We start from the raw sequence: 11,528 nt of genomic DNA, 5'->3' as shown, positions 1-11,528 counted from the left end.
GGGTATTGCGGCGAGTTCGTTCCAAGCATGAAAAAGCCCGCAGCGACGGCGGGCTTTTTCTTACAAGCAGGTGACGGACCTCAGATAGGTCGGCTGCCGTACTTGTTATCCGGCTTCTTCGGTGGGTCTGCAACCACGTTGGCCTCGACTTCCTGCACTTTGCCACCTTTAGCGAGGAACTCTTCCATCGCACGGGCCAGCGCATCGCGCTCTTTGTTCTTGGCTTCAACACTCGGCAGTTCGTCTACCGAAACAGCTGCCTTGGCTTTGCCTTTGGCCGCCGGAACAGGTGCATCATCGCCACCATCGTCGTCAGCAACGTCTTCCGCCGCTGCTTCAAGACCTTCTTCGGTCTCGTCGTCATCACCGACTTCGAGTTCGTCGTTTTCCAGATCATCGTCGCTCATGTTCTACCTCATGACTTGCGAAAAGCAGATTAGTTATAGCCCAGCTTTACCTTCTGTCGAAGGGCGCCGGAAAAAAATCACATCCACTGGATAACCAGTGGCTTACGCCTCGTCACCCTGCAAGGTGGCGAGGACTTTACGAGCACCGCCATGATCACGGTGCTCGCCCAGATAAACACCTTGCCAGGTCCCCATCGCCAAGCGGCCGGCCCTGACCGGCAAACTCAGCTGGCAGCCCAGGAGACTGGCCTTGAAGTGCGCCGGCAGATCATCCGGACCTTCGTCGTTGTGTTCGAACCCTGCCAGGCCCTGCGGCACCAGCGAGTTGAAATAACGCTCGAAGTCACGGCGAACCGCCGGATCGGCATTCTCGTTGACGGTCAACGAGGCCGAGGTGTGCTGCAGCCACAGATGCAACAGGCCTACACGACATGCCTTCAACTCAGGCAAGCCGGCCAGCAACTCGTCGGTTACCAGGTGAAAGCCCCGGGGCTTGGCCCGCAGGGTGATCAAGGTCTGTTGCCACATACAGTTCTCCGCCCATCGGCGCGCATTCTAGCGTGCTCTGGAAAAAAACAAAGTGCCGAATACGCCTACATGCCTGTAAGACATTCGCACGCTGAAAAGTGTCGTGTGCGCCCCATCACAAACTCGACGCAAAAACCGGTACAGCGTCCTACGACTGACAAACGCCAGACAAAAAAATGCCCGGCAAGCCGGGCAAGATTTTTCGAGGGCGTTACAGGTTGTAGCCGCGCTCGTTGTGTTGCGCCAGGTCGAGGCCAACCGCCTCTTCTTCGTCGGTAACCCGCAAGCCCATGACTGCATCCAGCACCTTGAGGATGATGAAGGTCACGATGGCCGTGTAGATCACGGTGAAGCCGACGCCTTTGCACTGAATCCAGACTTGCGCCGCGATATCCGTGGTGGCCGCGTTGAAGCCCCCCAGGGAAGGCGCCGCGAACACGCCGGTCAGGATCGCGCCGAGGATACCGCCAATACCGTGCACGCCGAAGGCGTCCAGGGAGTCGTCATAGCCCAGTTTGCGTTTCAGGGTAGTGGCGCAGAAGAAGCACACCACGCCCGCTGCCAGGCCAATCACCAGGGCACCCATCGGGCCCACGGTGCCGGCGGCTGGGGTGATTGCCACCAGGCCCGCCACCACACCCGAGGCGATGCCCAGTGCGCTTGGCTTACCGTGGGTGACCCACTCTGCGAACATCCAGCCCAGGGCCGCAGCAGCGGTCGCGATCTGCGTCACCAGCATCGCCATGCCGGCAGTGCCGTTGGCCGCCGCAGCGGAACCCGCGTTGAAGCCGAACCAGCCAACCCACAGCATGGCTGCACCGACCAAGGTGTAACCCAAGTTGTGAGGAGCCATCGGAGTGGTCGGGAAGCCTTTACGCTTGCCGAGTACCAGGCATGCCACCAGACCAGCCACACCGGCGTTGATGTGCACCACGGTGCCACCGGCGAAGTCCAGCACGCCCCAGTCGCCTAGCAACGAACCCGGACCACCCCACACCATGTGGGCAATCGGCGCGTAGACCAGGGTGAACCAGACGCCCATGAAGATCAGCATCGCAGAGAACTTCATGCGCTCGGCGAAAGCACCGACGATCAGTGCAGGAGTAATGATGGCAAACGTCATCTGGAAGGTGACAAACACCGCCTCGGGGAACAGCGCCGCAGGGCCGGTGATGCTCGCTGGGGTCACACCCGACAGGAACAGTTTGGACAGGCCGCCCACGAAGGAGTTGAAGTTGACGACGCCCGCTTCCATACCCGTGGTATCGAACGCCATGCTGTAGCCGTAGACAAACCACAGGATGGTGATCAAACCCGTGATGGCGAAGCACTGCATCATCACGGAAAGAATGTTTTTGGAGCGAACCATGCCGCCGTAGAACAGCGCCAGGCCCGGAATGGTCATGAACAGCACCAGCGCGGTGGATGTCAGCATCCACGCCGTGTCGCCGGAATTGAGGACTGGAGCAGGGGCTGGATCCGCCGCCAATGCCAGGGCTGGCATTACGAGGGACAACAGGGCTCCTAGCCCTGCGAATTTACGCAGAGTCATATTGTTTTCTCCTGGGGCGTTGGGGGTTTGGCGGCTTAGATTGCGTCGGTATCGGTTTCGCCGGTACGGATGCGAATAGCCTGTTCCAGATTGACCACGAAGATCTTGCCGTCACCGATCTTGCCGGTGTTGGCCGCCTTGGTTATCGCCTCGATAACCCGGTCAAGATCCTTGTCGTCAATGGCGACATCAATCTTCACCTTCGGCAGGAAATCAACCACGTACTCCGCGCCGCGATACAGCTCGGTATGACCCTTCTGCCGACCGAAGCCTTTGACCTCAGTAACGGTAATGCCCTGCACGCCGATCTCGGACAGTGACTCGCGTACATCGTCCAACTTGAACGGCTTGATGATGGCAGTGACTAGCTTCATGAAAACTCTCTCCCGAATTGGTGGACTTGCCCCAGGAAAACAAACCCGTCTCAAGTCTAAGCGCAGTGCCTGGCTTTGTAACGCATCGTCGCCTCGGCAATACCCGCGGCGACGCCAGCGAACCACTGGTGACGAAACCTGTACCCCTGATCCGTCGGCGCACTGCATTCGTCACAGCGACTGCATCAGTGCATGGGTCATGATCGTCTAAGCAGAAACCTTGCCAGCTCCGTAAAAATCACTGAAATCAGTCCTTTGCCCACTTATGCCCACCTACGGGGCTTTTTGGCGGCTGCAATGCGCACAAAAACAGTGCGTCGCCGTTCGCCCCGTTGCGCGAAAAGCGTGCGCTTTGCGACATGAAAAAGACTATAGACGCTGCGTGATACACTGCCGGCCAACAGTTTTCCGGAATATTTCCCATGCTCGCGCCCAAAGATCTCCTCGACGCCCTGAGCGGCCACGCTGCTCGCCTGTTCAGCGGCGACACCCCGCTGCCCCGCAATGAAATCGAAAGCCAATTCAAGGCGTTGCTGCAAAGCGGTTTCAGCAAGCTCGACCTGGTGAGCCGGGAAGAGTTTGACAGCCAGATGGTAGTGCTGGCCCGTACGCGGGCGCGGTTGGAGAGCCTGGAGGCAAAAGTGGCTGAATTGGAGGCGCGGTTGACGCCCACAGCCGAGTAACTGACGCAACTCGGTCAAAGTGTGGGAGCGAGCTTGCTCGCGAATACAGTCTGTCAGGCACGAAGATACTGACTTATCCACCGCATTCGCGGGCAAGCCCGCTCCCACATTTGTTCCGCGTTGTTCTCTAGATACGTTCTGTAAAACCTCCCCCCTCCCGCTCTACTTCACCTCGTCTACCCTTGAAAAACCGCAGGAAGCGGCCTTCTTTTCAAGGAACACGCATGTCCCTCGCCATCGTCCATAGCCGTGCCCAGATTGGCGTCGAAGCCCCCGCCGTCACCGTCGAAGTGCATATGGCCAATGGTCTGCCTTCCCTGACACTGGTAGGTTTGCCGGAGGCTGCCGTCAAGGAGAGCAAGGACCGTGTACGCAGTGCCATTCTCAATTCGGCGCTGCAATACCCTTCCCGGCGCATCACCCTTAACCTCGCGCCCGCCGACCTGCCCAAGGACGGCGGACGCTTTGACCTGGCTATTGCGCTAGGCATCCTGGCGGCCAGCGGGCAGGTGCCGACGTTGATGCTCAATGACGTGGAATGCCTGGGAGAACTGGCCTTATCGGGCGAAGTACGGGCGGTAAAAGGCGTGTTGCCGGCAGCATTGGCAGCGCACAAGGCCGGGCGCACCGTGATGGTGCCTCGGGCGAATGCGGAGGAAGCGTGCCTGGCGTCGGGGTTGAAGGTGCTCGCGGTGGATCACCTGTTGCAGGTCGTGGCACATCTGAATGGGCATCAGCCCATAGAGCCTTACAAGTCCGACGGCTTGTTGTACTTGAACAAGCCCTACCCGGATCTGAGCGAGGTGCAGGGCCAGTTGGCGGCCAAGCGTGCGCTGTTGATCGCCGCAGCGGGCGCCCACAACCTGTTGTTCAGCGGCCCACCGGGCACCGGGAAAACGTTACTCGCCAGCCGCTTGCCCGGTCTGCTGCCACCGCTGAGTGAGCAGGAAGCGCTGGAGGTGGCAGCCATTCAATCCGTCGTCAGCCTGGCGCCACTGAGCCATTGGCCACACCGTCCCTTTCGCCAGCCGCACCATTCAGCATCGGGCCCGGCCCTGGTAGGCGGCGGGTCGAAGCCACAGCCGGGGGAAATCACCCTAGCCCACCATGGCGTCCTGTTTCTGGACGAGTTGCCGGAGTTTGATCGCAAGGTACTGGAGGTGCTGCGCGAACCCTTGGAGTCCGGGCATATCGTGATCTCCCGCGCCCGCGACCGGGTGAGCTTCCCTGCCCGCTTCCAACTGGTCGCCGCCATGAACCCCTGCCCTTGCGGCTACATGGGCGAACCCAGTGGGCGCTGCCGTTGCACGCCGGAGCAAATCCAGCGCTACCGCAACAAACTCTCGGGGCCGCTGCTGGATCGTATCGACCTGCACCTCACCGTCGCCCGAGAAACGACTGCGCTCAATCCAACGCAACAGGTTGGCGATACCACGGCGAAGGCCTCGGCACAGGTGGCCGAGGCGCGAGAACGCCAGCAAAAGCGCCAAGGCTGCGCCAATGCATTCCTGGATTTGCCAGGGCTGCGGGAACATTGCCAATTGGCCAAAGCTGACGAGGGCTGGCTGGAAAGCGCCTGCGAGCGGCTGACGTTATCGCTACGAGCGGCCCATCGACTGCTCAAGGTTGCGCGCACCCTTGCAGACCTTGAGCAGGTGGATAGCATCGCCCGCCAACACTTGGCGGAAGCACTGCAATACCGGCCAGCGACAGTCGGCTAGGGCGTTTCGGGAAAGCCCAGCAGCAACCTCGCCACTTCCATGACTTCATCCAGCACCGCTTCGGCCGATTCGGTGGACGGCTTGAGCATCAGGTCATCGGCATACCCCATCGCCAGGGCAAAGATCTGGCGGGCAGCGCGCTGGGATGAATCGCAATGGAAAACGCCCTCACCCATACCTTGTTCGATCACTGCAGCGAGCATGGCCTGCCATTGGGCGTTGATCTCCAGATACGCCTGGGCCATCTGCGGGTCGTGCATGGCTTCATCCCAGGCATCCAGCCACAGCGCCCAGCCGGCATCGGCGGTGTACGGCAGGCAGTCACGTAGAAACCCTACCAGCGCATCAAGAGGGGAAAGATCGACCAATGGCGCACGCACTTCTTCCAGTTGTTCGTTGGCAAAACGCACAAACGCTGCGCGGCGCAGTTCATTCCAGTCGCTGAAGTAGTGGTAGACGTGGCTGCGGGACAGACCGGCATGTTCAGCCAGATCGCGGGTGGATACATCGGCAAAACCCTTGCTGCGAAACAGCTCCAGGGCGGCGGCGATGATCTGGTCTTTACGGTCGATACGCGACATGGGCAATTCCTTCGAGCGTCGTTAGATGAGCGGCGCTTGCTTTTTGAGCGATCGCTCAAGGATACTTGAGCAGTCGCTCAATAATAGCGTCTATCACTCCTTTGGTGCACCCATGTCATCCGCCACCCCACAAATTCTGATCGAAGAAAGCAAGAAAATCGGCCAGCAGTCCGCTAGCCAGACCCTCAAGGCCATCGCCAAAGCCTACCCCGGCAAGCTGTTCTGCACTTTGTCGCTGGTGGCACTGGAGAACGCGCTGTTGCTGGCCTACCCGCTGTTCGCCGGGTTTGCGGTGGACTCAATCATCCGTGGCGACTCTACCAGCGCGTTGTTCTACGCCGTCGTAGTCATGGCGTTCTGGGTGGTTGGAGCGGCACGACGGGCGCTGGACACGCGCACGTTCACTCGGATCTACGCCGACCTTGCGGTGCCGGTGATTCTCAACCAGCGCCAGCAAAACCACAGCACCTCGAAATCAGCGGCACGAGTGGTGCTCGCGCGGGAGTTCGTCGACTTCTTTGAAAAACACGTGCCGATCATCGCCACTGCGCTGGTTTCGATTATCGGCGCGGCGGTGATGTTGATTGTGATTGAGCCCTGGGTAGGCTTGGCGTGCCTGGCCGCGCTGTTGCTGTGCGTCACGCTGCTGCCACGTTTTGCCCAGCGCAATCAGGAACTGCATGAGCGCCTGAACGACCGTCTGGAAAAGGAAATCGGCCTGGTGGAAAAAGTCGGCGCACCGACCTTGCACCGTCATTACCACGTGCTGTCACGCCTGCGGATCTGGCTGTCAGACCGCGAGGCCGCCGCGTACCTGTTTCTCGGCACGCTGGCAGCCCTGCTGTTCGTGGTTGCCATCTCTCAGTTGGCGCTGTCACCGGCGGTCAAGGCCGGCCACGTGTACGCGGTGATGACCTACCTGTGGACCTTCGTCACCAGCATGGACGAAGCGCCAGGGATGGTCGATCAACTGGCGCGCCTGAAGGATATCGGCAAGCGCGTGGACCCGGGCCTCAACGACCAGTAAGCCCTAACGAAAGCGATCCACTTCATGGCGCAAACTGGCCGCCAAGGACTCCAGTTCCTTGGCGGTAACGGCCAGGTTCGACACCACTTCGCGCTGCTCGCTGTTGGCCAGCGCAATGCTCTGTAGATTGCTGCTGAGCACATTCGCGGTGCTGCTCTGCTCCTGGGTCGCCGTGGTGATCGCGGCGAACTGCTGGCCGGCCGAGCGACTTTGTTCGTCGATGCGCGCCAGGGCCGAAGCCACGTCGGCGTTGCGCGACAAGCCTTCCTGCATCAACACATTGCCGTGTTCCATGGTGCTGATAGCGTTGCCGGTTTCCTGCTGGATGCTCTGGATCATCACCGAAATTTCGTCCGTGGCCTGACGCGTTCGCGACGCCAAGTTGCGCACTTCATCGGCAACCACCGCAAAACCGCGCCCCTGCTCACCGGCCCGGGCCGCCTCGATGGCAGCGTTAAGCGCCAGCAGGTTGGTCTGTTCGGCAATCGAGGTAATCACACCCACGATCCCACCGATTTCCTGGGAGCGCTGGCCCAAGGTGTTGATCACCGTAGCCGTGCTGTTCAGCGCAGCAGCGATATGTTCGAGGGACGACGACGCTTCCTGCATCGACGTACGGCCGATGCGGGTTTGCTGGGCATTTTCCTGGGCCAGCCGCTCGGTATTGCCCATGTTGTCGGCAATGTTCAACGAAGTGGCGCTGAACTCTTCTACCGCACCGGCCATGCTGGTGATCTCGCCGGACTGTTGCTCCATGCCTTCATACGCACCGCCAGACAGGCCGGACAACGCCTGAGCACGGCTGTTGACCTCCTCGGCGGCCTTGCGGATATGCGAGACCATGGTCGACAGCGCTTCCCCCATCTGGTTGAAGCTGCGCGCCAACTGACCGATTTCATCATGGCTGGACACGTTCAAGCGTGCACTCAAATCGCCGGCGCCCAAGGCTTCGGCCTGGCGCACCAAGTCACTCAGCGGTTGCAACTTACTGCGCAGCAACCAGACTGCCGCGCCCACCGCCAGCAGCATTGCCAGCAAGCTACCAATCACCAGGCGAATCCCCACCGCCCAGGTCACCGCGCGAATCTCGGACTTCGGCATGCTCGCCACCACCGACCACGGGCCGCCTTCAAATGGCACCGCGACGCTGTAGAAATCTTCGTTTTTGTCACTCCAGAAGCGCCCTGAGCCCGGCTTTTTCGCCAGGTCGAGTATGACGGGGATCGCCTGGTCCGGCGCCTGCACGCCAGCGGGTGGTACTAGCCAGTGTTTCTGTTCATCCAGCAACGCGAGAGAGCCAGTCTGGCCTATACGGAAGCGCTTGAGGTTGTCGAACTGGGCCTTCTGTTCATCGGTGTAATCAAAGCCAATGAACAACACGGCGATCACTTTGCCGCCCGCGTCCCGCACCGGGGTGTACTGGGTCATGTAGGACCGATCAAACAGCACCGCACGTCCCACATATCCTTGCCCAGCCAGTAGACGCTGGTAAGCCGGATGCTGGTGATCGAGCACGGTACCGATGGCACGGTTGCCGTCCTGCTTGGTCAGGGAGGTACTGATTCGGATAAAGTCTTCACCGCTGCGTACGAATACCGTCGCTACGCCGCCAGACATCTGCTTGAACTCGTCCACTTCGACGAAATTGTTGTTCAGCACAACGTCACCCAGAAACAGGCTTGGGGTTTGCACACCGGCCACGGGCACTGGTTGGTCCGACCGCACACTCAAACCGGCGCCAAAGCGCTTTTCAAACAGCCCGCTCAAGCGCTGGGTACTTTCACGCAAGGTGCTGTGGAAGGTATTGAGTTGGTCCGCCAGCAGGCGTGCCTCACTGGCCAGGTGTTCCTCGCGGGTATCGAGGTTGGCGGAGTCGAGGGAACGCAGGGCGAAAACCGTACTGCCGCTGATGACGACAGCCAGAATAACGGCCAAGGCGAGACCTAACTGGGAGGCGATCCGAGCGCGAGGTTGAGACATGACAGCTCCTGGCCGAGGCCAGGATCATCCTGATCTCATAGCGCTGCTCGGCAATTTATCTAATGGGTAGCGTGGGTGCACGATGGTTCCAACACCCTTTCTTCGGCGGGTGCGGGCAATACTTGAGCGTTACACAGGGGTATCGCGCAAACGATTGCACTACCCACTCAATCCAGGCGTTCAACTCGTGGCAATTCCATGGCGCGGACCTCACCCTGAAGAAACTCCGCCAAACGCCGTAAGCGTTCACCGCCTGGACGGGTTTTGGGCCACACCAAGTAGTAATTTTCCCCACTGGCCACCGCCGTCGGCCACGGCAAGCTCAATCGCCCTTGGGCCACATCCTCGGCCACCATCAACAGGTCGCCCATGGACACCCCATAGCCTCGCGCGGCGGCGATCATGCCCAGCTCCAGGGTGTCAAACACCTGACCGCCCTTGAGCGACACCTGGGATGACAGCCCCATGCGTTCCAGCCAGTTGCGCCAATCGCGACGGTCCGGCGTGGGGTGCAGCAGTTCGGCACCTGCCAGGCGTTCGACGCCCCAAGGCCCGTCATCCAACAGGTTCGGTGCGCCCACTGGAATCAGCAACTCAGGGAACAAGTAACTGGCCTCCCAGTCCGCCGGAAAGTGCCCATAGCTGAGCAACACCGCGCAGTCGAAGGGCTCCTGGTTGAAATCCACTTCATCCACGCTCATCCACGCGCTGGTCAATTGCACCTCATTGCCCGGCTGCAAGGCCCGGAAGCGACTGAGCCGCGCCAGCAGCCAGCGCATAGTCAACGTGGACGGCGCCTTCATGCGCAGGATGTCATCTTCAGCGTTCAAGGTATGGCAGGCCCGCTCCAGCGCGGCGAAGCCTTCGCGTACGCCCGGCAGCAACAGCCGCGCGGCCTCGGTGAGCTGCAAGGTGCGGCCGCTGCGCTGGAACAGGCGGCAGGCGAAATGCTCTTCCAGCGTACGTATATGCCGGCTGACTGCGCTCTGCGTGATCGACAACTCTTCCGCCGCTCGGGTGAAGGAGTTGTGCCGTGAAGCAGCTTCAAATGCGCGCAAGGCATAAAGCGGAGGAAGACGACGTGACACAGGCAAACCTCCTACAGATCAATACCGAACCCTAGCATGAGTTTTAATCATGTAAACGATCGCTTTTATCCTTTTGTGTAATACATCAGGAGCGCCGAGAATCAAGCCCTTCCCCTACCCTCCGAATTTCCGAGCGTGATGATCATGCAACATCCGGCGCGTACCGAACTCTGGGCCATTCTGCGGCTGTCAGGGCCACTGATTGCCTCACAGTTGGCGCACATGCTGATGGTGCTGACCGACACCCTGATGATGGCCCGCCTCAGCCCCGAAGCCCTGGCCGGTGGCGGCCTTGGCGCGGCGAGCTATTCGTTCGTGGCGATTTTCTGCATCGGCGTGATTGCCGCCGTGGGCACCCTGGTTGCCATTCGCCACGGCGCAGGCGACATCGAAGGCGCCACCCGCCTGACCCAGGCCGGGCTATGGCTCGCCTGGCTGATGGCCCTGGCGGCGGCCCTGCTGCTGTGGAACCTCAAGCCGGTGCTGCTGATGTTCGGTCAGACCGAAACCAATGTGCACGCGGCGGGGCAATTCCTGACCATCCTGCCATTCGCCCTGCCCGGCTACCTGAGCTTCATGGCCCTGCGCGGCTTTACCAGCGCAATCGGCAAGGCGACACCCGTCATGGTGATCAGCCTGTGTGGCACCGTCGTCAACTACCTGCTCAACCATGCGTTGATCGAAGGCATGTTTGGCCTGCCCAAACTGGGTTTGATGGGTATCGGGCTGGTCACTGCAATCGTTGCCAACTGCATGGCGCTGGCGCTGTGGTGGTACATCCGCAGCAACCGCGCTTACGCGGCCTATCCGTTGGGTACGGGCCTGCTTCGCCTGAACACCCACTACTTGCGTGAACTGTGGCGCCTGGGCCTGCCGATTGGCGGCACCTATGCCGTGGAGGTCGGGCTGTTCGCCTTCGCAGCGCTGTGCATGGGCACCATGGGCAGTACGCAGTTGGCGGCGCACCAGATCGCCCTGCAAATTGTGTCGGTGGCGTTCATGGTGCCGGCGGGGATGTCGTACGCGGTGACCATGCGCATCGGCCAGCATTACGGCGCCGGGCAATTGCTGCAGGCGCGCCTGGCCGGGCGGGTCGGCATCGGTTTTGGTGCGATGGTGATGCTGGGGTTTGCGGCGGTGCTGTGGCTGTTTTCCGACCCACTGATCGGGCTTTTCCTCGACCATAACGACCCGGCTTTCCACGACGTCATCGTCCTGGCAGTGAGCCTGCTGGCCGTCGCCGCCTGGTTTGAGCTGTTCGACGGCGTGCAAACTATCGCCATGGGCTGCATCCGCGGGCTGAAAGACGCCAAGACCACCTTCCTGGTGGGCCTGGGTTGCTACTGGCTGATTGGTGCACCGTCGGCGTGGCTGATGGCCTTCACCCTGGGCTGGGGGCCGACCGGTGTGTGGTGGGGGTTGGCGTTGGGGCTGGCGTGTGCGGCGATCACCCTGACCTGGGCGTTTGAAGCGAAGATGAAACGGATGATTCGCCAGGAGCCTGAAGTCTCGCCTGAATTCCAAGCGTTGCAGCCTGAGTAGCGGGTGTACGCGGTCAATTTGGGAGCTGGCTTGCCTGCGATAGCG

11 protein-coding genes are annotated in these 11,528 nt (G+C 60.7%); 4 read left to right on the top strand and 7 right to left on the bottom strand.

All coding sequences use genetic code 11. The features are described from left to right. Positions 1 to 80 precede the first annotated feature (80 nt). From sutA to glnK, 4 genes are all read right to left on the bottom strand, one after another. Positions 81 to 407, bottom strand: coding sequence for a transcriptional regulator SutA (gene sutA, locus ACRESD_RS10165; protein ID WP_016970540.1), 327 nt, complete (start codon positions 405 to 407; stop codon positions 81 to 83). A gap of 102 nt (positions 408 to 509) precedes the next feature. Then, positions 510 to 935 carry a secondary thiamine-phosphate synthase enzyme YjbQ gene (locus ACRESD_RS10160; RefSeq protein ID WP_431750793.1) on the bottom strand — a complete coding sequence of 142 codons (426 nt, stop codon included), beginning with the start codon at positions 933 to 935 and terminating at the stop codon, positions 510 to 512. Positions 936 to 1,146: 211 nt separating this feature from the next. Further along, positions 1,147 to 2,487 (bottom strand): ammonium transporter, encoded by a 1,341-nt coding sequence (locus tag ACRESD_RS10155; protein ID WP_431750792.1) that lies wholly within the window; start codon positions 2,485 to 2,487, stop codon positions 1,147 to 1,149. A 35-nt stretch (positions 2,488 to 2,522) separates the two neighbouring features. Next, positions 2,523 to 2,861 carry a P-II family nitrogen regulator gene (gene glnK / locus ACRESD_RS10150; RefSeq protein WP_002555808.1) on the bottom strand — a complete coding sequence of 113 codons (339 nt, stop codon included), beginning with the start codon at positions 2,859 to 2,861 and terminating at the stop codon, positions 2,523 to 2,525. A gap of 422 nt (positions 2,862 to 3,283) precedes the next feature. Between glnK and ACRESD_RS10145 the strand changes: the two genes are divergently transcribed. Then, a complete protein-coding gene (locus ACRESD_RS10145; protein WP_431750791.1) occupies positions 3,284 to 3,544 on the top strand; it encodes an accessory factor UbiK family protein in 261 nt (86 codons plus the stop codon). Between the two features lie 224 nt (positions 3,545 to 3,768). Beyond that, a complete protein-coding gene (locus ACRESD_RS10140) occupies positions 3,769 to 5,265 on the top strand; it encodes a YifB family Mg chelatase-like AAA ATPase (protein ID WP_431750790.1) in 1,497 nt (498 codons plus the stop codon). On the opposite strand, the gene ACRESD_RS10135 is transcribed toward ACRESD_RS10140, so the two are convergent. Beyond that, complete coding sequence (locus ACRESD_RS10135) at positions 5,262 to 5,846, bottom strand: TetR/AcrR family transcriptional regulator (protein WP_431750789.1); 585 nt, start codon at positions 5,844 to 5,846, stop codon at positions 5,262 to 5,264. The genes ACRESD_RS10140 and ACRESD_RS10135 overlap by 4 nt on opposite strands. A gap of 112 nt (positions 5,847 to 5,958) precedes the next feature. On the opposite strand from ACRESD_RS10135, the gene ACRESD_RS10130 reads away from it, so the two are divergent. Beyond that, positions 5,959 to 6,873, top strand: coding sequence for an ABC transporter six-transmembrane domain-containing protein (locus tag ACRESD_RS10130; protein ID WP_431750788.1), 915 nt, complete (start codon positions 5,959 to 5,961; stop codon positions 6,871 to 6,873). 3 nt (positions 6,874 to 6,876) lie between these two features. Here ACRESD_RS10130 and ACRESD_RS10125 read toward each other — a convergent pair whose 3' ends face one another. Further along, entirely contained in the window at positions 6,877 to 8,853 is a 1,977-nt protein-coding gene (locus tag ACRESD_RS10125; RefSeq protein ID WP_431750787.1) for a methyl-accepting chemotaxis protein, read from the bottom strand. Positions 8,854 to 9,020: 167 nt separating this feature from the next. Next, a complete protein-coding gene (locus ACRESD_RS10120; RefSeq protein ID WP_431750786.1) occupies positions 9,021 to 9,941 on the bottom strand; it encodes a LysR substrate-binding domain-containing protein in 921 nt (306 codons plus the stop codon). A 138-nt stretch (positions 9,942 to 10,079) separates the two neighbouring features. On the opposite strand from ACRESD_RS10120, the gene ACRESD_RS10115 reads away from it, so the two are divergent. Then, entirely contained in the window at positions 10,080 to 11,483 is a 1,404-nt protein-coding gene (locus tag ACRESD_RS10115) for a NorM family multidrug efflux MATE transporter (RefSeq protein WP_431750785.1), read from the top strand. Positions 11,484 to 11,528 lie beyond the last annotated feature (45 nt).

Origin of the sequence: Pseudomonas sp., assembly GCF_050739995.1 — a bacterium.
Lineage (GTDB): Bacteria > Pseudomonadota > Gammaproteobacteria > Pseudomonadales > Pseudomonadaceae > Aquipseudomonas.
Note: the sequence above shows the minus strand (reverse complement) of the source record. Positions and strands in the feature narration are given on the sequence as shown.

Bases quoted from the DNA above. Each gene is read 5' to 3' on its own strand.
- ACRESD_RS10135 (WP_431750789.1), bottom strand. From the start codon at position 5,846: ATGTCGCGTATCGACCGTAAAGACCAGATCATCGCCGCCGCCCTGGAG.
- ACRESD_RS10145 (WP_431750791.1), top strand. From the start codon at position 3,284: ATGCTCGCGCCCAAAGATCTCCTCGACGCCCTGAGCGGCCACGCTGCT.
- ACRESD_RS10115 (WP_431750785.1), top strand. From the start codon at position 10,080: ATGATCATGCAACATCCGGCGCGTACCGAACTCTGGGCCATTCTGCGG.
- sutA (WP_016970540.1), bottom strand. From the start codon at position 407: ATGAGCGACGATGATCTGGAAAACGACGAACTCGAAGTCGGTGATGAC.
- ACRESD_RS10140 (WP_431750790.1), top strand. From the start codon at position 3,769: ATGTCCCTCGCCATCGTCCATAGCCGTGCCCAGATTGGCGTCGAAGCC.
- glnK (WP_002555808.1), bottom strand. From the start codon at position 2,861: ATGAAGCTAGTCACTGCCATCATCAAGCCGTTCAAGTTGGACGATGTA.
- ACRESD_RS10160 (WP_431750793.1), bottom strand. From the start codon at position 935: ATGTGGCAACAGACCTTGATCACCCTGCGGGCCAAGCCCCGGGGCTTT.
- ACRESD_RS10155 (WP_431750792.1), bottom strand. From the start codon at position 2,487: ATGACTCTGCGTAAATTCGCAGGGCTAGGAGCCCTGTTGTCCCTCGTA.
- ACRESD_RS10130 (WP_431750788.1), top strand. From the start codon at position 5,959: ATGTCATCCGCCACCCCACAAATTCTGATCGAAGAAAGCAAGAAAATC.
- ACRESD_RS10125 (WP_431750787.1), bottom strand. From the start codon at position 8,853: ATGTCTCAACCTCGCGCTCGGATCGCCTCCCAGTTAGGTCTCGCCTTG.